21 protein-coding genes and 1 pseudogene are annotated in these 25,693 nt (G+C 61.1%); 10 read left to right on the top strand and 12 right to left on the bottom strand.

The features are described 5' to 3' along the window. The first annotated feature begins 791 nt into the window (after nucleotides 1–791). The 5 genes from P3T25_RS14315 to P3T25_RS14335 all read left to right on the top strand — a co-directional run bounded on the left by P3T25_RS14315 (nucleotide 792) and on the right by P3T25_RS14335 (nucleotide 6,547). Nucleotides 792–1,292, top strand: a complete 501-nt coding sequence (locus tag P3T25_RS14315) for a lecithin retinol acyltransferase family protein (protein WP_233469082.1) — start codon at nucleotides 792–794, stop codon at nucleotides 1,290–1,292. Nucleotides 1,293–1,382: 90 nt separating this feature from the next. Then, nucleotides 1,383–2,900 carry an efflux transporter outer membrane subunit gene (locus P3T25_RS14320; RefSeq protein ID WP_233469081.1) on the top strand — a complete coding sequence of 506 codons (1,518 nt, stop codon included), beginning with the start codon at nucleotides 1,383–1,385 and terminating at the stop codon, nucleotides 2,898–2,900. Nucleotides 2,901–2,934: 34 nt separating this feature from the next. Then, complete coding sequence (locus P3T25_RS14325) at nucleotides 2,935–4,248, top strand: HlyD family efflux transporter periplasmic adaptor subunit (protein WP_171928985.1); 1,314 nt, start codon at nucleotides 2,935–2,937, stop codon at nucleotides 4,246–4,248. Nucleotides 4,249–4,353: 105 nt separating this feature from the next. Then, a complete protein-coding gene (locus tag P3T25_RS14330; RefSeq protein ID WP_266237153.1) occupies nucleotides 4,354–5,904 on the top strand; it encodes a DHA2 family efflux MFS transporter permease subunit in 1,551 nt (516 codons plus the stop codon). Between the two features lie 31 nt (nucleotides 5,905–5,935). Then, nucleotides 5,936–6,547 carry a YbhB/YbcL family Raf kinase inhibitor-like protein gene (locus tag P3T25_RS14335; protein ID WP_171928983.1) on the top strand — a complete coding sequence of 204 codons (612 nt, stop codon included), beginning with the start codon at nucleotides 5,936–5,938 and terminating at the stop codon, nucleotides 6,545–6,547. A gap of 178 nt (nucleotides 6,548–6,725) precedes the next feature. Here the strand turns inward: P3T25_RS14335 and P3T25_RS14340 are convergent, their stop codons facing one another. The 7 genes from P3T25_RS14340 to P3T25_RS14370 all read right to left on the bottom strand — a co-directional run bounded on the left by P3T25_RS14340 (nucleotide 6,726) and on the right by P3T25_RS14370 (nucleotide 13,249). Beyond that, nucleotides 6,726–7,241: an Ohr family peroxiredoxin gene (locus P3T25_RS14340; RefSeq protein ID WP_171928982.1), complete on the bottom strand. Its 516-nt coding sequence runs from the start codon at nucleotides 7,239–7,241 to the stop codon at nucleotides 6,726–6,728. 168 nt (nucleotides 7,242–7,409) lie between these two features. Continuing rightward, on the bottom strand, nucleotides 7,410–8,441 hold the full coding sequence (locus P3T25_RS14345) for a LysR family transcriptional regulator (protein WP_171928981.1): 1,032 nt from the start codon (nucleotides 8,439–8,441) through the stop codon (nucleotides 7,410–7,412). Nucleotides 8,442–8,696: 255 nt separating this feature from the next. Then, a complete protein-coding gene (locus P3T25_RS14350) occupies nucleotides 8,697–9,701 on the bottom strand; it encodes a DedA family protein/thiosulfate sulfurtransferase GlpE (protein ID WP_171925423.1) in 1,005 nt (334 codons plus the stop codon). Between the two features lie 43 nt (nucleotides 9,702–9,744). Further along, nucleotides 9,745–10,338 (bottom strand): carboxymuconolactone decarboxylase family protein, encoded by a 594-nt coding sequence (locus P3T25_RS14355; protein ID WP_171925424.1) that lies wholly within the window; start codon nucleotides 10,336–10,338, stop codon nucleotides 9,745–9,747. A 51-nt stretch (nucleotides 10,339–10,389) separates the two neighbouring features. After that, a complete protein-coding gene (locus P3T25_RS14360; protein WP_171925425.1) occupies nucleotides 10,390–11,661 on the bottom strand; it encodes a DUF3734 domain-containing protein in 1,272 nt (423 codons plus the stop codon). Nucleotides 11,662–11,671: 10 nt separating this feature from the next. Then, nucleotides 11,672–12,454 (bottom strand): 3-hydroxybutyrate dehydrogenase, encoded by a 783-nt coding sequence (locus tag P3T25_RS14365; RefSeq protein ID WP_171925426.1) that lies wholly within the window; start codon nucleotides 12,452–12,454, stop codon nucleotides 11,672–11,674. A gap of 15 nt (nucleotides 12,455–12,469) precedes the next feature. Next, nucleotides 12,470–13,249 carry an acetoacetate decarboxylase gene (locus P3T25_RS14370; RefSeq protein WP_171925427.1) on the bottom strand — a complete coding sequence of 260 codons (780 nt, stop codon included), beginning with the start codon at nucleotides 13,247–13,249 and terminating at the stop codon, nucleotides 12,470–12,472. Nucleotides 13,250–13,957: 708 nt separating this feature from the next. Here P3T25_RS14370 and P3T25_RS14375 point away from each other — a divergent pair. Then, a complete protein-coding gene (locus P3T25_RS14375; protein WP_429358267.1) occupies nucleotides 13,958–14,662 on the top strand; it encodes a cysteine hydrolase family protein in 705 nt (234 codons plus the stop codon). Nucleotides 14,663–14,747: 85 nt separating this feature from the next. Here the strand turns inward: P3T25_RS14375 and P3T25_RS14380 are convergent. The 5 genes and pseudogenes from P3T25_RS14380 to P3T25_RS14400 all read right to left on the bottom strand — a co-directional run. Then, a pseudogene (locus P3T25_RS14380) lies at nucleotides 14,748–15,221 on the bottom strand (lipid A biosynthesis lauroyl acyltransferase); the annotation flags it as partial. Nucleotides 15,222–15,331: 110 nt separating this feature from the next. Further along, entirely contained in the window at nucleotides 15,332–15,673 is a 342-nt protein-coding gene (locus tag P3T25_RS14385; protein ID WP_266237142.1) for a hypothetical protein, read from the bottom strand. Nucleotides 15,674–15,779: 106 nt separating this feature from the next. Then, on the bottom strand, nucleotides 15,780–16,505 hold the full coding sequence (locus P3T25_RS14390) for an MlaA family lipoprotein (protein ID WP_171925431.1): 726 nt from the start codon (nucleotides 16,503–16,505) through the stop codon (nucleotides 15,780–15,782). Between the two features lie 235 nt (nucleotides 16,506–16,740). After that, complete coding sequence (locus P3T25_RS14395) at nucleotides 16,741–18,096, bottom strand: sensor histidine kinase (RefSeq protein ID WP_429358268.1); 1,356 nt, start codon at nucleotides 18,094–18,096, stop codon at nucleotides 16,741–16,743. Continuing rightward, nucleotides 18,083–18,766, bottom strand: a complete 684-nt coding sequence (locus P3T25_RS14400; RefSeq protein ID WP_093633662.1) for a response regulator transcription factor — start codon at nucleotides 18,764–18,766, stop codon at nucleotides 18,083–18,085. The genes P3T25_RS14395 and P3T25_RS14400 overlap by 14 nt, the downstream gene beginning before the upstream one ends. Nucleotides 18,767–18,927: 161 nt before the next feature. Between P3T25_RS14400 and P3T25_RS14405 the strand changes: the two genes are divergently transcribed. The 4 genes from P3T25_RS14405 to P3T25_RS14420 all read left to right on the top strand — a co-directional run bounded on the left by P3T25_RS14405 (nucleotide 18,928) and on the right by P3T25_RS14420 (nucleotide 25,532). Further along, entirely contained in the window at nucleotides 18,928–19,605 is a 678-nt protein-coding gene (locus P3T25_RS14405; protein ID WP_154562644.1) for a response regulator transcription factor, read from the top strand. A 139-nt stretch (nucleotides 19,606–19,744) separates the two neighbouring features. Continuing rightward, nucleotides 19,745–21,214, top strand: coding sequence for an efflux transporter outer membrane subunit (locus P3T25_RS14410; RefSeq protein WP_171925433.1), 1,470 nt, complete (start codon nucleotides 19,745–19,747; stop codon nucleotides 21,212–21,214). Next, nucleotides 21,211–22,422 carry an efflux RND transporter periplasmic adaptor subunit gene (locus P3T25_RS14415; protein ID WP_429358269.1) on the top strand — a complete coding sequence of 404 codons (1,212 nt, stop codon included), beginning with the start codon at nucleotides 21,211–21,213 and terminating at the stop codon, nucleotides 22,420–22,422. Before P3T25_RS14410 ends, P3T25_RS14415 begins: the two co-directional genes overlap by 4 nt. Then, on the top strand, nucleotides 22,419–25,532 hold the full coding sequence (locus P3T25_RS14420) for an efflux RND transporter permease subunit (protein ID WP_266237139.1): 3,114 nt from the start codon (nucleotides 22,419–22,421) through the stop codon (nucleotides 25,530–25,532). The genes P3T25_RS14415 and P3T25_RS14420 overlap by 4 nt, the downstream gene beginning before the upstream one ends. Nucleotides 25,533–25,693 lie beyond the last annotated feature (161 nt).

A 25,693-nucleotide genomic window follows, 5' to 3' on the forward strand; every position in this document is an offset into this window, starting at 1 on the left:
ATCACTACGTTGCGCATCTTGCTCGGACTACGGCTCACGCAACGCTTGCACCATTCATCGAAGCAGTGGTCCTCAGGATATATGACACAGTAAGACTAGTGTTCCGTGGAGACCCACGTAACACGAATTCGCCGATCCTTTCTTTCGAGCGTGCAGATAGTGAAAGAGTGCTCCCCTCGCTGAGTTCGGGCGCAGTATCGTGGCGGTACCTATTGGTGTCTACGAGGCAACAGTGAGTGCTGTGATGCGTATCTACCAAGGTAGGGACTCGGCGCCTAGTATTCCCGACATGGCATCGCGATCGACTCGACTGAGTTGGCCGGTCGTTGAGGTCGTTAGTGGAGAGCGTCATGCTTCGTCTCGGACCCCTGTCGGTGTTTGCAGGCTGGATCATGCTATCTGCGGTCAGTGTCGGGCTTGCAATTGCTGTCTCGTTCAGCGGTATTTTCTGAAGTCTGATATTCGCCTCCCAGATCGCGATTTTCCATAACCAGCGAGGCATGAGAACTGAAACATGCGGCTCGTAAAGCGGACATCCAGCTGAATTGGCAATCCGCATGAGTGTGCTTGGGAGCGACCGCACTGCTCGATCTTTCTGGCTGCCCATTTGTCGGCGGCGGGTGAATGTAAATCCACTGTGATGAGGTGGTCACTTTTCCTGAGGGGAGCCTCCTCGGAAGGACTTGCTTTGCCTTCGGCCCGCAGGCGGGTGATTGGCTCTTCGGTGTGTTTGTGAACGAGGTCCGCCGGTGGTACCGAACTCATCGCGGATATGACATGGGTGGCTCGCCATGGAAACTCCATATGTTGATTGGCTCGCAACTTCGCCGGCGTTGACCAGCACAGGATGCGCTATCGCAGTTGGCGCCCATCTTGTTAGTGAACGGAAAGGCTATACACACCACGGAATTTATGCGGGAAATGGACAAGTTATTCACTATGGGGGCTTTCATCATTCGGCGAAACGGCGCCCCATTGAATATATTTCGTTGCACGGTTTTGCAGCAGAAAAAGGCATAAAAATTCAATCTGAACCCGACGCCATTTATACCGGGACTGATGCCGTGGAGAGAGCCAGATCCCGCCTCGGCGAAGACCGGTATCAGTTGCTGACCAATAACTGCGAACACTTCTGCACATGGTGTGTACTAGGCGTCGCGCGTAGTGAGCAGGTACGCCGGTGCTTAAGGAATCCTTGGACAGGTATCAAGATGCTGTTTGCGCTTGCGAGGGGAGAATGCATGCCCTCCGTGTCCGCGCGAAGCGGACTCGTCGGGACAGTCGCAGTTTAGGTCGCGCTGCATGATGCCGAGGCCGCACCAGATGTGCTCCGTGATTCGCTACGAAGAACTCTTTTACTCAACGATCAGATAGGCCAGAAAATGAGCATTCAGTCACACACCGGACAGCGCGCATCACGCGCGCTGAAGCTGGGTGTCTCGGCGATGTTAGCGGCGGTGCTGTCGGCGTGCGTGAACTACGCCGGCATCCACAGCGACGCGAAAACGGCTGAGCCGCAACAGTATGCGACCCAGCAAAGCCTTCCCGCCGAACAAGGCCATTGGCCCGCCGCCAACTGGGCCGACCAGTTCGGCGACGCGCAACTGAAGGCGCTAATCGACGAAGCGTTGAGGAGCAGCCCGACGCTCGACCAGGCGCGTGCCCGCGCTGCGGCTGCATCGGCATACAGCGAAACCGCGAAGGCGAGCACGATGCCACGCGTCGACGCGAGCTATTCGCTCACACGTCAACAGTTCTCGAATACAACATTCATACCGCCTCCATTTGGCGGCTCGTGGCAGACGGAGAACAAGGGCCTGCTGGGCGCCTCCTATGACCTTGACCTCTGGGGCAAGAACCGTGAAGCGCTGAAAGCGGCAATCTCGCAGCTTCGGGCGAGCCAGGCCGACGCGGAAGTCGTCAAGCTGACGCTGACGACGTCGATCGCCCGCACGTACAACCAGCTTGGGCGTCTCTATGCGTTGCGCGATATCGCGCAACAGGAAATCACGCAGCGCGAGCAGATCGACCGTATCACAGCGGGCCGCATCGCGACGGGCCTGGAAACGGAAGTCGAACGCAAGACCGCGCAGGCCAATCTTGCAACGAGCCGCGCTGCGTTGAAATCGTTCGACGGACAGATCCTCACGACGCGCTATCAGATCGCCGCGCTGCTCGGCGCGGGTCCCGACCGTGGCCTGCAGATCGCACGGCCGACGCTTGGCATTGGCGACGAAGTGCGCCTGCCCGACAACCTGCCCGCCGATCTCGTGAGCCGCCGCCCGGAGATCGTCGCAGCGCGCTGGCGCGTCGACGCGATGACGCACGACGTCAAGGAAGCGAAGGCCGAGTTCTATCCCGACATCAACCTGAGCGCCGCAATCGGACTCGACGCTTTCGGCTTCGGCCGCTTTCTGACGGCGGCGAGCCGGACGGCATCGGTCGGTCCGGCAATCCACCTGCCGATCTTCGACGCAGGCGAACTGCGTGCGCAACTGAAGGGCCGCTATGCCGATTTCGACTATGCCGTCGCGACCTACAACCAGGCGCTCGTGACCGCGTTGAGCGAAGTCGCCACGCAACTCGCCGACGTGCGTTCGACGGATGTGCAGCTTGTCGATGCGCAGACCGCGCAGGACGCCGCTAGCAAAGCCGCCGAACTCGCGCTTGTGCAATACAAGGCCGGTCTCACGAATCAACTGACCGTGTTGAACGCCGACGTCAACGCGCTTTCCGCCAATCAGAGCGTCACGAATTTGCGCATGAACCGCCTCGATCAACAGATTGCACTGGCTGCCGCACTGGGCGGCGGTTTCGTCGACACGTCGAACGCAAACTCCGGAGCAGCGCCGCGCGCCGATGCGTCCGCACCCAACACGCCTGTCGTCGCCGCGCGCTGAGCGGCTGCCTACCGAATCTGTCTGGAGACTTGAAATGAGTGAAATCGATGCAACGGAGCCCCGAGCGATGCAAGCGGCGGGCGCGAAACATGACGCGGCACAGACGAAAGCTTCTGTTGCAAACGAACCCAACACACGCAAGCGCCAGGTGCTGCTCGCGCTGTTCGGTGTGGCTATCGTCGTGTCGGCGGCGGCTTATGGCGCGTATTACACGACCTATGCGCGCTACCATGAGTCCACCGACGATGCATACGTCAGCGGCAACCTCGTGCAACTGACGCCGCAGGTGGCTGGCACCGTCGTCGCCGTGAATGCCGACGATACGCAGATCGTGAAGGCGGGCGACCCCGTCGTTACGCTCGACAACGCCGATGCGAAAGTCGCGCTCGGCAACGCCGAGGCGACGCTGGGGCAGACCGTGAGGCAGGTGAGCAGCCTCTACGTGAACAACGATTTCTACGCAGCGAACGTCACACAGAAACAGTCTGATCTGGCACGCGCGCAGGACGATCTGCGCCGCCGCCAGGCCGTCGCCGATACGGGCGCCGTGTCGGCAGAAGACATCGCGCACGCGCGCGATACCGTGACGGCCGCGCGGGCCGCGCTCGACGCCGCGCATCAACAAGCGGAAGCCAACCGGGCGTTGACCGACCGCACGACGATCGAACAGCACCCGAACGTGCAAGCCGCCGCGTCGAGAGTGCGTGATGCGTATCTTGCCTATGCGCGCAACACGTTGCCCGCGCCCGTCACAGGCTATGTCGCGAAGCGATCGGTGCAGGTCGGCCAGCGCGTGTCGCCGGGCACGCCGTTGATGGCGATCGTGCCGCTCGACGGCGTGTGGGTTGACGCGAACTACAAGGAAAACCAGTTGCGCAGCATGCGCATCGGTCAACCCGTCACGCTGACGGCCGATGTGTATGGCGGCAAGGTTAAGTATCACGGCCGCGTCGTCGGCTTTTCGGCGGGTACGGGCAGCGCGTTCGCGAGCTTGCCGGCGCAGAACGCGACGGGTAACTGGATCAAGATCGTCCAGCGCTTGCCCGCGCGCATCCAGCTCGATCAGAAGGAACTCGAAGCGCATCCGCTGCGAATTGGCCTGTCGATGAATGTCGATGTGGATACGCGCAACGACACGGGCCCGCAGCTCGGCGCGGCGATGAACACGTCGTATCGCACGGATGTGTTTGCCGAATACGGCGCGCAGGCAGATGCCGAGATCGGGAAGATCATCGCGCAGAACATTGTCCGTTTGCATGTTGCGTCCACGGGCAACGTCGTATCGTCGATGTCTTCCGCAAAGCGCGACGCAAGCGACAAGAGTGGCGCTAAACAGCGAGCAGGTTGAATTGCATCCCGGGGCGCGCAGCGCAGTCGCGTCCTGGTTCATTCAATAGTCTGACAGGCCGGATCAATGCGCCGGACCTGTCGAAAACTTCAGACTGGAAGCGAGATGAATTCCCCAATGCAACTTGCACCGCCTCCGTTGACAGGCGGAAAGCTGGTTCTCGCGACAATCGCCGTCGCGCTCGCGACGTTCATGAACGTGCTCGATTCATCCATTGCCAACGTTGCGATTCCAACCATCTCGGGCAACCTCGGCGTATCCGTCGACGAAGGCACCTGGGTGATCACGCTATTCTCGGCGGCCAATGCCGTCGCGATTCCGCTGACGGGCTGGCTCACGCAGCGCGTCGGCCAGATCAAGCTGTTCGTGGCTGCGATCGTGCTGTTCGTGTTCTCGTCGTGGCTGTGCGGCGTCGCGCCGAATCTGATCGTGCTACTCGCTGCGCGTGTACTGCAGGGCGCCGTCGCGGGCCCGCTGATTCCCCTTTCGCAGGCCATTCTGCTTAGCTCGTATCCGAAGGAAAAAAGCTCGACGGCGCTGTCGCTGTGGGCGATGACGGCGACGGTCGGGCCGATCGCAGGTCCTGCGCTGGGCGGCTGGATCACCGACAGCTACAGTTGGTCGTGGATCTTCTACATCAACATTCCAGTAGGCCTGTTTGCCGCAGCCGTGACGTGGATGATCTACCGCGACCGCGAGACGCCGGCGCACAAACTGCCCATCGACAAGGTTGGCCTGATGTCCCTCGTCGTGTGGGTCGCGTCACTGCAAATCATGCTCGACAAGGGCAAGGATCTCGACTGGTTCAGCTCGCCCGTGATCTGCATTCTTGCGGTCGTCGCGGCGATCAGCTTCCTGTTCTTCCTGATCTGGGAGTTCACGGAGAAGAACCCGATTGTCGATCTTCGCCTCTTCGCGGGACGCAATTTCCGCGGCGGCACGATCGCGATCTCGGTCGCTTACGCGGTGTTTTTCTCGAACCTCGTTATCTTGCCGCAGTGGATCCAGGGTTATCTCGGTTATCGTTCGGTGGATGCGGGTCTCGTGACCGCGCCGCTCGGGATTTTCGCCGTGCTGCTTGCACCCGTGATGGCGAAGATCATGCCGAAGTCCGATGCACGGGTACTCGCGACGCTGGCCTTCCTCGGCTTTGCAGGCGTGTTTTTCATGCGCTCGCACTACACGACGGGCGTCGACCCTTATACCCTGGTGTTGCCGACGCTGCTGCAAGGCATTCCGATGGCGCTCTTTTTTACGCCGCTTACCGCAATCGTCCTGTCTGGGCTGTCACCCGACAAGATTCCGGCGGCCGCCGGCCTGTCCAACTTCGTGCGCGTGTTCGCGGGCGGCGTGGGCACGTCGTTGATCTCGACGGGCTGGAACGACCGTACGATCCTGCATCATGCGCAACTCGCCGAACAGTCAAGCGTGAACAACCCTGACTATATGAGCGCCATCGCGAACCTCCACGCGACGCTCGGCGGCGGCATGGATCAGGCCGTGGCGTTTTTCGAACACTCGCTGAATGCGCAGGCTGCGATGCTCGCGCTGAACGATATTTTCTGGCTCTCGTCAATGATCTTCATTGTGATCATTCCGCTGGTCTGGCTCACCAAGCCCGGCAAGGGCGGCGGCGGGGCGGCGGGTGCTCACTGAGTAAGACCACTTCACATACGCGAGGATTTCAATGAAGCTACTTTGCCGCCTTTTGTCCGCCACAAGTCTGTCCATTCTTCTGGCTGCGTCGGCCGTTGCGCAGCCGCCGACCGACTTCAAGCTCTCGAGCCCCGACATTGCTCCTGGCGGCAAGATCGATAACAAATTCGTGCTCAACGCGTTCGGTTGTACTGGTGGAAACGTGTCGCCCGCACTTGTCTGGAAAAATGCGCCGGCTGGGACGCGGTCGTTCGCACTGCAGGTATACGATCCGGATGCACCGAGCGGTAGCGGTTGGTGGCACTGGACGGTCTACAACATTCCCGCAGCCGTTACACAACTGCCGCGAGGTGCCGGCAACGATCCATCCCGTTTGCCCGTCGGCGCCAATCCCGGTATGAACGACTTCCAGGACACAGGCGCGGTTGGAAGCAACGGTAACTATGGTGGCCCCTGTCCGCCGGTGGGCGACAAGCCCCACCGGTATATCTTTACGCTGTATGCGTTGTCGGTCGACGACTTCTACGCCGCAGCGGGCATTCCGAAGACGGGTACCGCCGCCCTGCATGGCTTTGCACTGGACAAGGCGTTGGGCGACAAGGTACTCGGCAAGGCGTCTTTTGCTGCCTACTACGGCCGGTAACGTACGACCGTGCCCCGTTGCGGTGACGGCGGAGCGCCTCTCGCGGGCGCGTCATGCGCAGTCGGAAAGGAGAGTTTCAGTCGTTCATGTCGGTTCGCTCATCGCAGCGGACCGCCTGACTGCGACAGAGCCGATTTTGCTCATGTTCAGGTTTCCTCAAGGCGTCAAGCGCGTCGCGTTATGAGTTGCTGTCATCGTCCGACGGCGCAAGCGCGACGACGTTCTCAATTCCGTGTCGTGCCATCTTGGTGTAAGGACAAAAGCGTTCCGTGTTGCGCACCAGTTCCTCGGCGACCGCGCGCTCGATACCTGGCAAACGGACGCGGGTGTGCGCCGTCAACTTGAACAAACCATCGATCGGGTCGCGGCCGAAGTCGACCGTGACGCCCACGGAGGCGCCGGGAATCGGAATGCCCGACCGCGCTGCAAGCAGACTCAGCGCGCCATGAAAGCAGGCCGCGTAGCCCGCCGCGAATAGCTGCTCCGGATTCGTGCCGCCGCCAGGGCCGCCCAGTGCCTCCGGTATTCGCAGGTCGACTGCGAGCTGTCCGTCATCGGAACGGGCAATGCCCGACGCGCGTCCGTGTCCTGCGTCGCCGCCTGTTACGGTGACGGTGGTTGAATACAGCGTTTGCGCATCTTGCCCGTAATACTTCTCGAGCAATGTCAGCGGCGGTGGACGCAATGTTGTCATGGCGCGCCTCGTATGTGCTTGACAGTGTTTTACCGGACTGGCCGCGATTCGCGTGCCGTCTGTACAGGAAGCATCTTAGGCGTGCGCTACGTCATGTGGTAGGGCCGCCGAGGGACCCGCTGTGTTGCATCAGAAACATCAGTCAACGCAGCGTCGTTCGGAGCGTCATCATTCGACCACCGATAACGTCGTCATCGTCGTCAGACACTGCAGATCGAGTGCTCTGGTCTGCTCGGTCATGTAGTCGATGAACACACGGATCCGGGCCGGAAGATGCTTGCGGCTCAGATAGCAGAGGTAGTGGCCGCCGTCTTCGGGTGCATGCTGCACGAGGCAAGGGAGGAGTTTCCCGTTGCCGATCAGATCGCAAACCTGATAGGCCGGCAACTGCGCGATGCCCAGCCCATCGAGCACCGCCTGCAAGATCAGATCCGCGTCGTTGAACGTGTGTAGCGCGGCAGGCTGGTGCCGCTGTGCGAGACCGTCGACCTTGAATTCCCACGCCCTGACGCGGCCGGACGCCGACCGGAAGTTGATGCAGCGATGATTCGCCAGTTCACCGACATGGCGTGGCAAGCCGTGAATCCGCGCATAAGCGGGCGATGCACAGACGATCATCTGCATCGGAATCAACTGCCGCGCTACGATTCCGCTGTCCTCCATGCGTCCATCGCGAAACGACACGTCGACGCGATCGGCAGTGAAGTCGGCGTCGGCGGGGCGATCGTTCAGCAACAGTTCCAGGGCTATCTCGGGATATTGCGTGTGAAAGCCTCGCAGCAGCGGCGCGACAATCTTGCGGCCGAAGCCAGGCGTCGAGCCGATGAGCAGATGGCCGCGCGGCGGCCCGTTGCGCAGCTCCCGCATGTCTTCCAGCGCCTGGGCGATGCGCTCCATACCCGGCTGACAGTTCTCATAGAAGAGTTCGCCCTCGCGCGTCAGCGACGTACTGCGAGTCGTGCGCAGGAAGAGACGCGTGTCGAGCTGGGCCTCGAGTTTCTGCACGTTGCGGCTAACCGAGGAGCGACCGATGCCGAGGCGATCGCCCGCGCGGGCAAAGCTGCCTTCGCTGGCAACGGCCAGAAAGGAAACGACGCCAGCGTAACTGGTCGCAAATCTGCTTGCAAACGGATCGTCGGCGCTGGCGGCGGGGGAGCGTGATGGGAAAGCTGAGATGGGAGCGCGGTTCGGGGAGTCCATGCTAGGCCAGACGTATCAGCACTGTTATTTGTGACATCGTGCGCCGTTTTTTTTTGCGATGGATGTGTGGGCGTGCTCACGGCGTTAGTTCCCCGGTACGAGGATTGGCCGAAGTTCTCGATTGGTCAATGGGCCGGAGATGGCTGGAAGCGGTCGCCCGTGGATTCTTGTGGCGTCGAAGCGTCGGATTAGACTCCGGTACAGGTCAGGGCGCCTCTCGTGGGCCGCCCTGGCGCTTTGTAGACACGACTGTAATTAATGCGCGAAAAGTTTTCTCTCTTCTCCACTGATTGCAGCGTCGTTCATCGCTACTATCGGCTCGACGTCGAAGCCCGCCACACGCCACGCATCGATACCGCCAGTAAGCGGCAATGCAAGCTTGACGCCGGCCAGTCGCAACCGCTTGGCCATCCACGCCGCAGAGACTTCGTTTGGACATGAACAATAGATGACGAGCGTCCGGTTCGCCCCATAGCGTTCCACGATCTGCGGCAGTTTCCGTTCATCGGCAAATACGGCGCCTGGAATGACAAACGGATCGAGCATTCTCCGCTCGGCGGAGCGGATATCGAACAGGATTGGCCGCGGGTTGTTCGCGAGCAATGCATGCAATTCGCCCACACTGATCCGCGCCTTCTCGAGCGCTTTTGCCAGCATGATTCTCCGGCAGTATCGATACAACACGTAAAGCACCAGTGCGATGCCGATCACGATCAACGCCTGCCAGCCAAGATGAGAGATAAGCACGAAAACCACGTCGATCTGCGACGCGAATAGTGTACCGATAGCCAGCCCAACCGATGCCCACAGCGCAACGCCCGCGCAATCATGCAAGACAAAGGAGCGCAACCTGACGGCCATTGCGCCGCACAGGGGCACGGCAACGAGCGACAAGCCAGGTACGAAGCGCGCAACGACCAGCACGCGGACTCCCCAGCGCCCAAAGAAGCGCTCCGTCTTCCTGACGCACGTCTCGCGCGAAAGCGACAGTTTGCAAACGGTATGGAGCGTGCGTTCGCCGTATCGCTTGCCACCCTGAAACCAGATCAGGTCGCCCAGCACACCGCCAATCACAGCGGAGCCTAGCATTGTCGCTAAATGCAACAACGTCGATGACGCAACGTGTATGGCGAGCGCGGTGCCTGCTCCAACGGTGATCAATGTCGGTAAGACAGGCAACGGCAGGCCAAGCGAAGAACCAAGCACATTCAGGAACACGACTAACATTCCGTACCGCGCGATCAATTCATGGGACAACATGGTGCTCTCCTTGTGGCCTGCACGTACCCGTCTTGAGGATCGTTCATCGCTCCGCCTGAACCGGGCTGCCTAACGCTCGCCCCATAGTGACCGGCATATTGACGGTGCAGGAACGAAGAACGCCATCGCCCGACCACAACTCGCTGCAACGCCAGTACATAAACAATGCGGCGATCTGCATGTCACTGAAGTAGCCTTGCAAGCTCGGCCACACTGCGTCATGAACAGACTGCCGGGCCATGGCCGCAAGATGTTCGGCCCAGGAAAGTACAGCTTTCTCACACGGAGAAAACACACCGGCGCAGCGCCATGCGCCGATGTTCTCGGCTTTCGCCGCTGGCACCCCTGCCTTACGGGCACGGCAAAGATGGTGTTGAACGCACAACAAACAGCCATTGATTTGTGAGGCGCGCAGATCGAGAAGCGCGATCAGGCTTTCGTCAAGCGTGTTGGTCGCATCAAAACACGGGGTATTTGGCGACGCCGCCGCGCCCTGCATCAGACGGCTGAAGCCCTGATACGACTCCCAGGATGCATACGCCCCGATGCCGCGCTCGCCACATGACCGGACCGTCTTCGTTCTGGTTTGCCATGAAGTCGCGTCATGGCGCAATCGAGGCAGGGATGTCTGGTTCATTTTTGCCTGATCAGCGGAAATAGAGCTACCGAGGGAGGGAGTCGATACGCGCTACTTTGCGCCAGACAGTTCTTCCTCCAGCGAGCGTTTCAATGGCGGCAAAGCGTCCTTGCCCAGCCCGGCGATTTCGTTGACCTCCTGTCGATAGCGGTGCACGTCCCGCGTGACGAAGCCGATTTCGCGGCTCGGGATATCGAACCACTCGGGGTGTCCGAACGAACGGCGAATATCCTCGAGGCCGCTCGCCCAATGCTCGCGCATCGTATCCTTGCTGAATTCATAGTCCTTGTAGTGCCCCTCGAACGATTTGTTCTTGTAGATCAGGTGCACGACATTCACCGCACTGCCGTCCGCTGTTTTCTGCGCCTCCCGCAACAACGGGTGCGCAAGCCGCAATTTTTCGGGAATGTGTTCGAGCAGCGCCTTGATCATCTGCGCGTGTTTCTGGTTCTGCGACATGAACGCGGTGATCGCTCGCGTACGGCTTGAATATTGAATGTCCTTGGTGCGCTCGCTGACGTCGAGGAAGTCGCCTGGCAGCTTGCCTCGCGAGCTCCACAGATCGATCTGGAAAACGAGTGTGTCCTTATGCTGGCTTTCCTTGATGATCTCGGTAAGTGGCGTGTTGGAAACCAGCCCGCCGTCCCAGTAGAACTCTCCATTAATCTCGACGGCTGGAAAGCCCGGTGGCAGCGCGCCGGATGCGATGAAATGCTCCGGTGCCAGACGCATTGTCGAATTGTCGAAGTAGACGAGATTGCCTGTTCGCACGTTGACCGCCCCAACGGATACGCGAATATTCCCGTCATTGATGCGATCAAAGTTTGCGTACCGCAAAAGCGTTTCACGCAACGCCGACGTGTCGTAATAGCTGACCTGGTCTGGACGTTTCCTGCCGAGCCCTGCAAGAGGCATAGGCGTGCGCGGGGAGAAGAACCCGTCCTGACCTTCCATCAGCGTGCGCGTCGCGGCCCATGCGCTCGACCACCTGCGCCCCATATTTTCAAACCCCGGCCATGCTGGAATGCGCGCACCGATATGTGAGAAGAAATCTGCCGGCTGACTGATCGTGTTCCAGAAGCCGCGAAGCGCTTCCACCCGGTCCGCAGGCGCATTGCCGGCGATGATCGCCGTATTCAGCGCACCAATGGATACTCCGGATATTCGCGTCGGTTCCACGCCGACTTCGGCCATACCTTCATACACGCCGGCCTGATATGAGCCCAGGGCGCCGCCACCCTGCAGCACGAGTCCGATTTCGTCATATGCGGGGAGCTTGATGCGATGGGGCTGCTGCAGCTTGTTGCGCTGGCTCGGATACATGGTTGTCTCCTTACTGCATGAACCAGCCGTGGCTGACCACAATCGATTGTCCGGTGAGCGCGCTCGACTCGAAGCCGGCGAGGAATGCAACCGTGTTCGCGACATCGGCTAGCGACGTGAATTCGCCGTCGACCGTCTCCTTCAACATTACGTCCTTCACAACCTGCTGCTCGGAGATTCCCAAGGCCTTCGCCTGCTCGGGGATCTGCTTGTCGACCAGCGGGGTTCTGACGAAGCCCGGACACACGACATTGGCGCGCACGCCACGCGGTCCGCCTTCTTTCGCGACAACCCGAGCGAGACCGAGCAGCCCGTGCTTCGCGGTCACATACGCCGATTTGAGCTGCGACGCCTCGTGCGAGTGCACCGAGCCCATGTAGATCACAGCGCCACCTTTGTTCGACGCGTACATATGCCTGATGGCAGCCTTGGTCGTCAGGAACGCGCCATCGAGGTGAATGGCCAGCATCTTCTTCCAGTCGGAAAATGCGTAGTCCTCGATCCGGTTGACGATCTGGATGCCTGCATTCGATACGAGCACGTCGATGCCGCCCAGCCGGCTCAACGTTTCGGCGACACCCGCATTGACCGCTTCTTCGCTGGTTACGTCCATTGCAACAGCGATTGCTTTACCGCCGTTAGCAACGATACCTTCAGCGACCTTTTGAGCGTTCGCGAGATTCAGATCCGCGATCACGACCGTCGCGCCGTCTGACGCGAGCTTACGTGCACACTGCTCGCCGATACCGCTTGCTGCACCCGTAACGAGCGCGACCTTATCATTCAATGCCATACGTCCTCCGAGAGCTTACTGGTTGACTGCGAGTTTCAACGACTCGGCAGGGGCGAGATAGTCATAGACCACTTCGCCGACGTCGAGCGTGAGATTTGCAATGATGTGACGTGCGCCGATCACCTTGCGAACCGGCAGATCGGCAACCGATGCGAGCGCGTGCGGATGCAGCTCGAGCGCTGCAGGACCCTCCCACGCGCCGATCACATCGACGTCACGCAGGAAGAAGCGCACCAGTTCGCAAATGCGTACCGAGCCATCGACGTGCGGAATGACCTTGAGCAGATAGTTGGGCGTGTCCGCGAGCTTGCGGCGCTCGGCCGCCGTCTCGAGCGCGCGATACTTGTAGCCCATCGTTCCGGTGGCGATGCGCTGCGTTCCGTAGTCGAGCGTGCCGAGCAGCGTGTCCTTGCCATCGACGCAGAGCTTCGGTGAAGCCAGCTTCTTGGGAAAGCCCCAGATTTCGCGTCCGCCTGCGATCGGGCCTTCGTCGTCCAGATACATCGCGTGGGTGAAGTTGGCGCGATTGCCGTCCTCATCCAGCACCGAGATCACCTGGCCGCTTTCCGTGTAGTCGCCGAACCCCGACGAATCGGGCATGCGGATGAATTCGTAGTGAACGATTGCGTTGTCGACCGTCAGCGGTTCCGGAACGACGGCCTTAAGAGCATCAATGTCCGTTTCGTATGAAATGATGAAGTACTCCCGATTGACGAAGCGGAAGGGCGGACGCGGATACGCCGGATTGTGTACGGGCATCGCAAATGCGTTGTTGCGGATATCTTCTTCTGTCACGGATCGTTCCTCGGTTGGTGAGGTGCTGCGTAACACGCATCGCAACAGCTTTTGCTGCCGCGGCCAATGACGTGGGCGCGCAAGGCAGTGAAGACTTGCTGTGCGCGTTTGCACGTTTCTTTTACAGTGTTGTGTTTCACGGCTTGCATCAGGCAGCGTGTGTCGTTACCGTCAGGACAAAGCGTAAGCGTGGTCGTCTTGCGGCAGTAGCTCTGCAAAGGAGCTCACCGTGTTGTCTCTGCGACAACAATCAACGGCAGGAGGGCAGGTACACAGCGTGTGGCGCTTGGTGGTATTTCTGGTGGTATGTTTTTCCGCGTAGAGCCGCAGATGCCTGTTGGTGAAGGATGACGCGGCAGTATTCGAGTCCGGTCCCCGGTACCAAGTTGTATTCCAGCCGATTCCCGGAAATTCCGTCAACCCTTGATGCAGCAATGCTTCGAGGGTTTTTGTTCCGGCATATCTCGCAGGGGCGAACATGCGGAATTCAGTTGGTTGCGTCGATCACCAGGGTCGACCGATGCAGGTGTCGCGGCAACGTATCTGGCCGTCGCTTTAACGCATGCGCGTGTTATCTGATATATGCACAATGGCAGCCACGATCAAGTGTCCCGCATGGACGACTTGAATGCGTACCGCCGTCGTGAGAGGGCGATACGTTCAATCTGAATCGAGGACCCCGACATGCATGAGTCAATTCCTGCGCAGGTGGCGTTTGAAAGCCTGGCATCGACGATTCCAGACATCGACTTCACGGATTGCACCGCCACGGCGCTAGTCGTGGTCGACGTTCAGTACAGCGACGCCGCAGCCGACCGTGGCTGGGTCAAGGCATGCGAAGCGATAGAACCCGGTTCGATGCATTACTACCTCGAAAGGCTTGAGCGCACGACCATTCCTGCAATTCGCACGTTGCTCGATGCCTTTCGTCGAATGGGAAGACCGGTCATTCACCTTGCAATTGGGTCGGCGTATCGAGATATGCGTGATTGCCCGATACGGTTTCGCGAATGGTCGGGCATGCTGGAAAGGGCCAGTGGCATCGAGGACTTATGGTGGACGGGAAATCCGGACTATGCGTTCCGCGAGGAGGTCGCTCCTCTGGATGGAGAGACTGTGATTCGCAAGACCACGCAAGGTGCGTTTAACGGTAGTGAAATTCAGAACGTCCTGGATCGTATGGGGATCAAAAATCTGGTATTCACTGGGGTGGTGACGAGTTGCTGCGTCGAGACGACAGCACGGGATGCTGCTGACCGGGGTTTCGGCTGCGCGCTGGTTTCAGACGCGTGCGCCGATTGCGATCCGGCCATGCATGATGCTGCGCTGTCTAACTTCGGGCTTTACTTCGGCAAGATTGTGCCCACTGCGGATGACCTCGTCAGGACGTTGGCCGAGAAGGGACGCATGTAGCTGATAACCGTGTCCGCAAATGCGGCACCCAGGGCGAACAACTTGGCCACCATTTTTCTTCACCGCCGCTGTCGCAAGAAAGATTTCAGTAGACTGCGGGCATACCTGCCGGGCGGTGTTTGAAGCGTCTGTGGACCCAGTAGTACTGGTCGGGAAGGCGCAGGATTTGCCTCTCAAGAAACGCGTTCATCGTGCATGCGTCAAGCGCTTCGCTGTCCGTGGGAAAGTTTTCGAGCGAATCGAAGATCGTCAGCTTATAGCCGCGAAATGCGGGCAATACCTCGGTCACAAAGGGCACGACGCGTGCACCGCCCAACCTGGCGAGGCGTGACACGGACGTGAGCGTGCAGGCCGGCACACCGAAGAGCGGCGCGAACACCGAACCCGTTGTTCCGTGGTCCATGTCCGCCGCCAGCATCACGGGAACGCCTGAGCGCAGCAGCCGGACAACTTGTTTCGCACTTGCGCTGCGTTCAATCATATCTGCTCCGAACCGTCCCCGTTGACGCCGTGCGAGCTCGCAGACACGCGTGTTCGACATGCGCGTGTACAGCGCGGCGCCAAGCGCGTTGCCGGCTCGTGCAACTAGCGCGTGCGGCAGAACCGACAGTAGCCGCAGCAAACCGAGCAGCAGCCAATAACCGAGACTTTTCATGCTTACACCTGTTGTCAGTGGATACATTGATGACCACGCAGTTCGAGGTGCAACTGGACCAGCCACGCAAACGGGCAGTCATCGGCAATCGATGCTACGAGATCGTGCTTCCCGATCAGTTGAACCTTATGCGCGAGCCTCGCTGCGTCGAACGCTTGCCGCGCACGCCAGCGCAGCGCCAGCATGATCACGGCGCCGAGCAGAAAAATGCTGCCCTGGTAAGGCAATGTAGGCGTGCCGTCGTCGAGCAGGCCGAGCAGCGATGCGAGACTGACGCACGGGACGATCGCGATAACTGTCGAAACCGAAAAGAGCACGAGGTTGGCGCGCAGTGCGGTCACAGTACTGGCTTTCATGGACACGCTCCCACAGTCGGATGAAGTCGGCCTTCATACTGGACGCGCATGGCTTACCAGACACTTAACGGTGAGCTGCGCAGACTGTCATGCTTCGGCCATGCCGCTATTGAGGTGAGGGATCTGGGTAGTCCGGCAACTTGTCGGCGTCGGCGGATCTCGTCGAGAGCATGTGGCGCCTCTGCAGGTAGAGGTCGCGAGTGAACGAATAGGGATCGATCGCGGCCTGTGAAAGCAGGTCCGAGGCGCTTAGAAGATCGGCGCGTTTGCTGACAATACGAGTGCCGGTCACCGACACCTGAACGGCAACTGGTGCGGCCGCGAACGGGTTGAGCAGAACGCCTGCCGCGACGTCGCTGACATCCCGCACGCTGCTCGGGCCGAACAACGGCATCACCAGATATGGGCCAATCGGTACGCCATAGTGCGCAAGCGTCAGGCCGAAATCCTGATGGTGCTTGGGCAAGCCCGCAGGCGTCGCCCAGTCGATCAGGCCGCCAATCCCCAAGGTGGAGTTGAACGCAAAGCGCACTACATCCTCGCTCGCGTCTGTCGCTTTCAGTTGCAGCAGGTCATTGGCAAAGTTGCCGATATCGCCGAGATTGGAAAAGAAATTCCGGACTGCCGTCTGTACTGGCGTCGGCGTCACCTTCTGGTAGGCGGTTGCTACTGGTTTGACCGCGTATCTGTCGACCTTGTCGTTGAACGAGTAGATGGTTCGGTTCATCGGTTCAAGCGGGTCGCCTGCGGTGCGCCCGGGCCCCGTAGCGCATCCCGATGAAAGAAGCACCGTGACGGCGAGCGCCAGAGTATTCAGATCGCGCCTTTTCATCGGGGGACTCCCGGTACAAAAATGACAAAGAGGTACTAGCCATGCAGCGCTTCGGCCGTGGCGAAGGACAGTCGATGCGATAGTGCGACGGGAACACTTACCGGCCACTTACTGGCCGCCTGGCGATTACATTGCGGTCCCTTACCGCTAGCACCGCACGAATCGTTCCGATCGAAGCAGACGGCTTCCGGATCAGTGAGTCTTGACGCCGGGCGCACGCACTGTGCACGCGACACTACTCGGTCGGTTTGTACAACAGGATTTCACATCCGGGCGTCGTGTCCTTGAAACGGATCGACATGCCGTGCATGCCCGCTACCGCCAGCACAAGGCTCAGGCCGAGCCCGCTGCCGGGCGTGTGGCGGCTCGCTTCACCGCGATAAAAGCGCCGTAGCACCGCTTGCTGTTCGGCGGGCGCGATACCTGGCCCGTCGTCCGAAACGGTGATGCCTGCGCCGGTCTTGTCGCGGAACACCGTGATCCGCACATGGCCGCCGTGCGGTGCGAACTTGATGGCGTTTTCCACCAGATTCGCTAGTGCCTCGAATAGCAGATTCGGATCGCCCTGGATCTCAAGCGGCCCCGATACCGTTCGCTGCAATTCGAAGGCGATTTGCTTGTCTTCGGCAGTCGGATCGTAGAATTCGAAGACGTCGTCGGCGACGGCAGCCAGATCGACCGTTGCGAAACCTGCACGGCGCACGCCGCTTTCGATTTCCGAAATGCGCAGCAGCGCGTTGAAGGTGCGCAGCAGCCCGCTGGTCTCGATGATGGTTTCATCGATCGCCGCGCGATACTCCGCATCGGTTTTGGCGCGCCGCTGCGCACGTTCGAGTCCGCCGAGCATCCGGGTGAGCGGTGTGCGCAGATCGTGCGCGATCGCATCGCACACACCCTTGACTTCGTTCATGAGCCGTTCGATTTCGTCGAGCATGCCGTTCACGACGCCTACCAACCGATCCACGTCGTCCCGTTTCGAAGACATCGGCAAACGCCTGCTGAGATTGCCGGCGACGATTTCTTCGATCGAGGCGGTCACCGCGTCGAGCCGCCGCATGGCCGAAATGCCGATCAGACCCGCTCCGACCAGGCCGATCACGAGTGTGATCATGGCGGTGGAAAGCAGCGCGTGCAGCAGTTCTTCGTCGAAGTGGTCGAGTTCGCGGGTGTTCTGGCATTGCAATGCGATGCGGCTATCCGGCACGCGCGCGGCAATGCATCGGCCGGGCGGGTGGCCGGGCAGCTTCGCGAGCCGCATGGAAAACGGCTGGTCGAACACGGGGATAGCCGGTTCATCGCCCGCGTAGCCGCCGGCAAGATGTTTTCCTGCAGCGTCGAACAGACCGAACGGGCGCTGGTGGCGCGGATCGAACTGGTTTTGATGTTCGAATCGCGCGACCAGTTCATCCGGCTCTTCGCGTGTCAACTGTGCGTGCTCGCGCATCAGCCAGTCGTCGATACGTTCCTGTTCGAAGCCGGTGATCTCGCGGTACAGGTAGCCGAACAACAGTATCGCGATCACGCCGAACAGCATCAGGAACAGCGTGGCGAGGCGAAAGCCGGTGGTGCGGTGCAGGTCAGTCAGGCGCATGGAGCATGTACCCCGAACCGCGCACAGTATCGATCATCGGAGCCGTCCCGTCCGGGTCGAGCTTCTTTCTCAGGCGGCTGATATGCACGTCGATCACATTGGTCCGCTCGTCGAGCCGGTAATCCCACACCGCCTCGAACAGCATGGTGCGGCTCACCACCTGGCCCTCATGCTGCATCAGGTATTCGAGCAGCCGGTATTCGCGCGGCAAGAGCGACACCGGACGGCCGGCGCAGCTCACTTCGCGCTTGAGCGGGTCGAGACGCAATGGGCCGACCTGATATTCCTGCACACCGGGTGCCGCTTCGCGCCGGCGCATCAGCGCGTCGAGCCGTGCGGTCAGCTCGATGAATTCGAACGGCTTGGTCAGATAGTCGTCGCCGCCGGCGCGCAAGCCGCGCACGCGTTCGTCGACCGCGGACAGGGCGCTCAGAATCAATACCGGCGTGACCACGCCGGCGCTGCGCAACGCCGCCAGCATGCCGAGCCCTTCGAGGCCACCCGGCAACATGCGATCGAGCACGATGGCGTCATAACTGTTGGCGACCGCGAGCATCAAACCGTCACGGCCCGTGCTCGCGGCCTGCACCTTGCAGCCGTGATCGGTGAGCGCTTCAACGATCTCCGCGAGGGTTTGCTCGTCGTCCTCGACGACCAATACATTCGACATGCCTTTTTCCAGAAGTGAGCGCGTGTCGAGCCTGCGCGAACCGCGCCGTTTACACTACGCTCGTACCTGCGATGTCCGCAGTATGCCGCGTGAAGCCGCACAGGCGTTTCGCGCCAACATGAAAAAATTTTAATGTAAGTCCTCATTGCCTTGATTAGCGCATGCGAGTCCTTCTGATCGAAGACGATACGCGCGCCAGCCATTTTCTGGCGCGCGGGTTGAGCGAGAGCGGTCTCATTGTCGACGCGGTGGCCGACGGTGCGACCGGGCTCGCGTACGCGCGCGAGGGCATCTACGACGTGATTGTGACTGATCGGCTTTTGCCGGCGCTCGATGGCATCGCCCTCGTGCAGCAATTGCGGGCAGGCGGCGATACCACGCCGGTGCTGATGCTATCCGCGGTCGGCGGGCTGAACGAGCGCGTGGAGGGCATCCGCGCCGGTTGCGACGACTATCTTGTGAAGCCGTATGCCTTCGTCGAAGTGCTGGCGAGAATCGAGGCGCTTGCACGGCGCGCGGATCGCAGCAGGATGAGCGAGAGGCTCGAATGCGCGGATCTGATGCTCGACACGCGGGCGCGAACCGCGACGCGCGGCGGCCGCGATCTACGCCTGCAGCACCGCGAATTCCTGTTGCTCGAATGTCTGGCGCGACGCGAAGGGCAGGTCGTCACGCGCAGCATGCTGCTCGAGGCAGCGTGGAATTACGATTTCGAACCGCGCGGCAATATCATTGATATGCACATGCATCGCTTGCGGGCGAAGGTGGATCGCGATTTTCCGGTGGCGCTGATTCATACCGTGGTGGGTGCGGGTTATGTGCTGAACCCGGCACCTTAGCAGGTGCTTTGCGGCGACATGGATACGCGCTCCGACGGCGTGTTGCGGCGCATTAAATTTTTTTCATTATTGGGCGAAAGCGCCGACAGGACCCGCTGACTACTCTAGCGACATTGCCATGTTGCGGGAGTGTTCTCCAATGTCAGGGCTGTCCCGTCCGGCGCCGTTTTCGCGCGTCGTCAGTCCTCGTGCGCCTCGTCGGGCCCTGCGTGCTGCCGCATGCGCACTCGGCGTCGCGGTTCTGGCCGGGTGCTCGCTCGTGCCGGCCTATCAGCGGCCGGTTGCGCCGCTCGCGCAGCGCTTCGACGGCGCGGCGAATGCTTCGCTCGCCGATACCGTTCCTGTAAAGAGCGGCTGGTGGCGCGAATATCACGACCCCGCGCTCGATGCGCTGGTCGATCGCAGTCTGCAAAACAACTTCACGCTGGCGTCCGCCATCGCGAGCGTAGAGCAGGCGCGCGGCAACGCCGAGAAAGCCGGCGCGCCGCAGTATCCGTCGCTCTCGGTCGGCGCCACCTTCGACCGCGCTCACCAGGGGCGTGGCTCGACCACCAAGACCCAGAGCCTGTTTGCCGAAGCCAGTTACGAAGTCGACTTCTGGGGCTTCAACGCCGCCAACGCCAGCGCGGCGGACCTGCTCGCGCGCGCGTCCGAGTTCGATCGCGATACGGTGGCGTTGACGCTGACCGCGTCGGTGGCGGACACGTATTTCCAGGTGCAGAGCCTGCGCCGCCGTTTGGCGATCGCACGGTCCATTTCCGACGATGCCGCGCACATTCTGCAATTGTTGCTCGCGCAACAGGAGGCGGGCGTCGCGACCGAGCTGCAGGTCCAGCAGCAGCGCAATGCGCTCGCCACCTTCCAGGCGGCGGTGCCGGCGCTGCAACAGCAACTGGACACTAACATCCATGCGCTCGCCGTGCTGGTGGGCACCGCGCCTGAGCAGTTTACGGTCACCGACACCGCGCTCGCCGGTATCACCATTCCCCAGCCGCGTCCGAATCTGCCGGCCAGCCTGCTGGAAACGCGCCCCGATATCCGCTCGAAAGAAGCACAGTTGCAGTCGGCCAATGAGAGCGTCGGCGCGGCGCGCGCGGCCTTTCTGCCGAACATCGTGCTGACCGCCGACGGCGGGCTCAGCAGCAAGTCCCTTTCGCATTTTCTGTCGAGTCCGTTTGCGAGCCTCGCCACGTCGCTGGCCGCGCCGCTGTTCGACGGCGGCGCGCTGCACGGTCAGTTGCACGCAACCCAGGCCGCCGAAGCCAAGGGCGTCGCCGATTACCGGCAGGCCGTGGTGACTGCGCTGCAGGACGTCGAGGATTCGCTCTCGGCGGCGCAACAGCAGCAGCTCGCGGAAACCGCCGACCAGACCGCCGCTGACGCTGCCCGCAAAGCCGCCACACTCGCGCAAGCCCAATACGAGCTCGGCACCGTCGACTTTCTGACCGTACTCGACGCCCAACGCACGCTCTATCAAGCCGAAGACACACTGGTGCAGGCGCGGCTCGCGCGCCTGCAAGCGTCGGTGAGCCTGTTTCGCGCGTTCGGCGGCGGCTTCGGCGTGACCGATAGCAGCGCCGCTTCCACTTCTACGCCTTCCCGCTCATGAAACCTGCCGACCTTCCGAACCACGAGGCGCCCCGGGCGCGCCGTCGCGCGCCGCTCGTGGTGGCGTTCGTTGTCCTTGTCGCGATCCTTGTCGCGTGGTTATGGCCGAGGCATCCGGCCGTGAAGCCGGCGGCTGCGGTGCCGGTCAACGCCGGCCATCCGGTGAACAGCGATTTTCCGATTCGCGTGGCCGCAGTGGGTACGGTCCTCGCACTCAATACTGTGGACGTCAAAGTGCGTGTGGACGGCCAGTTGCAGCGCGTGGCTTTCACTGAAGGGCAGGATGTGAAGGCAGGGCAGTTGCTCGCGCAACTCGACCAGGGACCGCTCACCGCGCAATTGCATCAGGCGGAAGCGGCGCAACGCAAGGACCAGGCCTCGCTTGATAACGCGAGGCTCGATCTCGCGCGTTACTCGAAGCTCGTCGGCATTGGCGCGGCGACCACCCAGGCCGTGGACACCGCGAAGGCGCAAGTCGAAGCGCTCGCCGCCACGGTCGCTGCAGATGCAGCGCTGGTGCAGAGCGATCGCCTGCAACTGAGCTTCACCATGCTCTTCGCGCCGTTCACAGGCCGTGTGGGCGCGCGCGAAGCCGACATCGGCGCGATCGTGCATCCCACCGACACGACCGGTATCGTCACCGTCACGCAAATGGAGCCGATTACCGTGCTGTTCTCCGTGCCGCAAGACGTGCTCCCCGACTTGCTCGCCAATCAGGCGGCCGCGCCGTTGGCGGTGAACGTCACCACGCGTTCCGGCAGCACCGCGCTCGCCGACGGCACGCTCGTGTTCATCGATAGTACGGTCGACCCCACCACCGGTCAGGTCAAACTCAAGGCCTCCTTCACCAACAGGGATCGCAAGCTGTGGCCGGGCGAGCTGGTGAATGCGCGCGTGCTGTTGCGTACCGATACGCGGCGGGTCGCCGTGCCGAGCCGCGCGGTGGTGAACACGCAGAACGGCACGCAGTTATACGTGATCAACGCGAATGGCACGGCGCAGATGCGTCCGGTGAAAATCGGCGTGACGGTCAACGGAATGACGGAAATTCGCAGCGGTGTCGCGCCCGCGGATCTCGTTGTATTCGATGGACAAAGCCGCTTGAACCCAGGCGTGCATGTGGCGGCCACCACGGTGCCGACAGTAGCCCAGGCACCGGCCAACGCAAACTCCGCGGGCAGTCAGGCTAACCAGGACAATCCGTCATGAGCCTGATGGAACTGTTCATCAAACGGCGCATTGCGACCAGTTTTCTTGCTATCGCGGTGCTGCTGGCGGGCGCGGTGGCGTATTTCCTGCTGCCGGTCGCGCCCTTGCCACAAGTCGACTTTCCGACCATTCAGGTCGTGGCGAAGTTGCCGGGCGCGAGTGCGGAGACCATGGCGACTTCGGTCGCGACGCCACTCGAACGACAACTCTCGCTGATCGCGGGTATCACGCAGATGACGTCGTCAAGCTCGCTCGGCACCACCAACATCGCGGTGCAATTCGACTTGTCGCGCGATATCAACGGCGCGGCGCAGGACGTGCAGACGGCGATCAACGCGGCCGGCGGCACCTTGCCGAAGAATCTGCCGAACCCGCCGACCTATGAAAAGGTCAACCCGGCCGACTTCACCTTGCTGTCACTCGCGCTGACCTCGCCATCGCTCACGCTCACGCAACTCGACAGCTACGCCGAAGACTATCTGGCGCAGCAGATCTCGCAGATGCCCGGCGTCGGCCTGGTCGATTTTCACGGCCAGCAGCGGCCTGCCGTACGCATCCAGCTCGATCCCGACAAGCTCACCGCGCGCGGCCTCACGCTGGAAGATGTGCGCTCGATCGTCGGCGTGCAGACGGTGAATGCACCCAAGGGCAGCCTGAACGGCCCGGATCGCTCGGTGATTTTCAACGCCACCGACCAGATCACGACCGCCTCCGAGTATCGCGATCTTGTGATCGCGTACAAGAACGGCGCGCCGATTCGCGTATCGGATCTCGGCACCGTTCTGAACGCCGCCGAAGACAACCAGCAGGCCGCGTGGCTTCAGCACGAACGCGCGATCATCCTCGATATTCACAAGCAGCCTGGCTACAACGTCGTGCAGACGATTGCCAACATCAAGGCGAAGCTGCCTGCGCTGGAAGCGACGCTACCCGCCGCCGCGCATCTGCATGTCGTGGGCGATCGCACGCAAACCATCAATGCGTCGGTGCACGACGTGCAGTTCACGCTGATGCTGACGGTCGCGCTCGTCGTGATGGTCATCTTCTCGTTTCTGCGCAACGTGTGGGCGACGATCATTCCGAGCCTGACGATTCCTTTGTCGCTGGTCGCTACGTTCGGCGTGATGTATCTGCTCGGCTATAGCCTCGACAATCTGTCGCTGATGGGGTTGACCATCGCGGTGGGTTTCGTGGTGGACGATGCGATCGTCGTGATCGAAAACGTAATGCGGCATGTCGAGGAAGGCGTGCCGCGCATGAAAGCCGCGCTGCTCGGCGTGATGGAAGTGCGCTTCACCATTATCTCGATGACGATCTCGCTGATCGCGGTGTTCATTCCGATCCTGTTGATGGGCGGCATTGTCGGACGCCTGTTCCGCGAATTCGCGGTGACAGTGAGCGCGGCGATCCTGATGTCGGCGTTGGTCTCGCTGACCGTCACGCCGATGCTATGCGGCTGGCTGATCCGCTCGCCTGAGCCGGATGACACAGGGCGGATGCGCAAGCTTGAAGCCTGGCTCGAACGAGGCTTTGTCGCGGTGGAGCGGCGTTACGAGCGAGGTCTCGATTGGGTGTTGAATTGGCCGAAACTGATGCTTGGCGTGACGATCGCGACGATCGTCGCGACTATCGCGCTGTTCGTCGTGATCCCGAAGGGCTTCTTCCCGCAGGAAGACAGTGGTTTGATCATGGGTGTCGCGCAGGCTGCACCGGATATTTCCCCGCGCGCGATGTCTTTGAAAATGCAGCAACTGGGCAATATCATCGAAGCCGATCCAGCCGTCGATAACGTCTACTACTGGATGGGTGCGAATCCCACCGTGAGCCAGGGCCGCGTGATGATCAACCTGAAAGCGTTCGGTCAGCGCAAGGACAGCGCCGCGCAGGTGCTCAATCGCCTGAAACCGCAACTGGCGAAGGTGATGGGCATTTCCTTGTCGATGCAGGTCCGCCAGGATATTCAGGTGGGCGGCCGTATCAGCGCCGCGCAGTATCAGTACACGCTTCAGGACCCCGATATCAATGAACTCAATCATTGGGCGGGCGTACTAACCGATAAGCTGTCGAAGCTCCCGCAACTCGCCGACGTCACTTCGGATCAGCAAGCGGCAGCCACCAGCGCCACGCTCGTGATCGACCGCAGCACGGCTTCGCGTTTCGGCATTACTGCTCAAGCCATCGACGACACGCTATACGACGCGTTCGGTCAAAGGCAGATCGCGACGCTGTTCACACAGTTGAACCAGTACCACGTTGTCGAAGAAGTCGATCCGGGCTTCCAGCTGACCACCGATGCGCTCGCGCACCTCTATGTTCGTTCGCCGCTGACGAACGAACTGGTGCCGCTCAACACGCTGGCGACAATCGAAAACAACGTGTCGCCGATTTCGGTGAATCACCAGGGGCTGTTCCCGGCTGTGACGATCTCGTTCAATCTGGCGCCGGGGCAATCGCTCGGTAACGCAGTGACGGCAATTCACCAGGCCGAAGTCGCCGCAGGCAAACCCGACAGTTTGACGGGCTCGTTCCAGGGCACGGCGCAGGCGTTTCAGGCGTCGCTCGCGAGCGAACCGTATCTGATCGCCGCGGCGCTGGTGGTGGTGTATCTGATCCTCGGCATCCTGTACGAGAGCGCGATTCATCCGCTCACCATTATTTCGACGCTGCCCTCGGCGGGTGTGGGCGCGTTGCTGGCGCTGATGCTGTGCGGCCAGGATCTCTCGATCATGGGGATGATCGGCATCATTCTGCTGATCGGTATCGTGAAGAAAAACGCCATCATGATGATCGATTTCGCGCTTGTGGCCGAGCGTGAGCAAGGCTTATCGCCGCGCGAGGCGATCCGTCAGGCGTGCGTACTGCGCTTCCGGCCGATCATGATGACGACGCTCGCCGCGCTGTTTGGCGCCCTGCCGCTCGCGCTCGGCCACGGCGCGGGGGCGGAATTGCGTGTCCCGCTGGGTATCGGGATTGTCGGCGGCCTGATCGTTTCGCAGATGCTGACGCTTTTCACGACGCCGGTGGTGCATCTGTGGTTCGATCGTCTGTCCCATTGGCTGGCGAAACGGCGCGCGAAAGGCGGCATGCTCGAGCGTGAACCGGTAGGTTGAGCGCCGACGGCGCGCAACGCGGTGCATAGCGGCCGGTGCTTGACTGCCGGCGCGCTCACCCTGCTCAGCGTGTCGTCTCGGCACGCATTCCAATTCTGCGGGACCGCCGCCGATCCGGCGCGGCGGTCCTTACCCTCCGGCTGAATTTCCTGAGTGCGTTA

It is taken from the genome of Paraburkholderia sp. GAS32, assembly GCF_050434225.1.
Lineage (GTDB): Bacteria > Pseudomonadota > Gammaproteobacteria > Burkholderiales > Burkholderiaceae > Paraburkholderia > Paraburkholderia madseniana.

Bases quoted from the DNA above. Each gene is read 5' to 3' on its own strand.
- P3T25_RS14315 (WP_233469082.1), top strand. From the start codon at position 792: ATGGAAACTCCATATGTTGATTGGCTCGCAACTTCGCCGGCGTTGACC.
- P3T25_RS14320 (WP_233469081.1), top strand. From the start codon at position 1,383: ATGAGCATTCAGTCACACACCGGACAGCGCGCATCACGCGCGCTGAAG.
- P3T25_RS14325 (WP_171928985.1), top strand. From the start codon at position 2,935: ATGAGTGAAATCGATGCAACGGAGCCCCGAGCGATGCAAGCGGCGGGC.
- P3T25_RS14330 (WP_266237153.1), top strand. From the start codon at position 4,354: ATGAATTCCCCAATGCAACTTGCACCGCCTCCGTTGACAGGCGGAAAG.
- P3T25_RS14335 (WP_171928983.1), top strand. From the start codon at position 5,936: ATGAAGCTACTTTGCCGCCTTTTGTCCGCCACAAGTCTGTCCATTCTT.
- P3T25_RS14340 (WP_171928982.1), bottom strand. From the start codon at position 7,241: ATGACAACATTGCGTCCACCGCCGCTGACATTGCTCGAGAAGTATTAC.
- P3T25_RS14345 (WP_171928981.1), bottom strand. From the start codon at position 8,441: ATGGACTCCCCGAACCGCGCTCCCATCTCAGCTTTCCCATCACGCTCC.
- P3T25_RS14350 (WP_171925423.1), bottom strand. From the start codon at position 9,701: ATGTTGTCCCATGAATTGATCGCGCGGTACGGAATGTTAGTCGTGTTC.
- P3T25_RS14355 (WP_171925424.1), bottom strand. From the start codon at position 10,338: ATGAACCAGACATCCCTGCCTCGATTGCGCCATGACGCGACTTCATGG.
- P3T25_RS14360 (WP_171925425.1), bottom strand. From the start codon at position 11,661: ATGTATCCGAGCCAGCGCAACAAGCTGCAGCAGCCCCATCGCATCAAG.
- P3T25_RS14365 (WP_171925426.1), bottom strand. From the start codon at position 12,454: ATGGCATTGAATGATAAGGTCGCGCTCGTTACGGGTGCAGCAAGCGGT.
- P3T25_RS14385 (WP_266237142.1), bottom strand. From the start codon at position 15,673: ATGAAAGCCAGTACTGTGACCGCACTGCGCGCCAACCTCGTGCTCTTT.
- P3T25_RS14390 (WP_171925431.1), bottom strand. From the start codon at position 16,505: ATGAAAAGGCGCGATCTGAATACTCTGGCGCTCGCCGTCACGGTGCTT.
- P3T25_RS14395 (WP_429358268.1), bottom strand. From the start codon at position 18,096: ATGCGCCTGACTGACCTGCACCGCACCACCGGCTTTCGCCTCGCCACG.
- P3T25_RS14400 (WP_093633662.1), bottom strand. From the start codon at position 18,766: ATGTCGAATGTATTGGTCGTCGAGGACGACGAGCAAACCCTCGCGGAG.
- P3T25_RS14405 (WP_154562644.1), top strand. From the start codon at position 18,928: ATGCGAGTCCTTCTGATCGAAGACGATACGCGCGCCAGCCATTTTCTG.
- P3T25_RS14410 (WP_171925433.1), top strand. From the start codon at position 19,745: ATGTCAGGGCTGTCCCGTCCGGCGCCGTTTTCGCGCGTCGTCAGTCCT.
- P3T25_RS14415 (WP_429358269.1), top strand. From the start codon at position 21,211: ATGAAACCTGCCGACCTTCCGAACCACGAGGCGCCCCGGGCGCGCCGT.
- P3T25_RS14420 (WP_266237139.1), top strand. From the start codon at position 22,419: ATGAGCCTGATGGAACTGTTCATCAAACGGCGCATTGCGACCAGTTTT.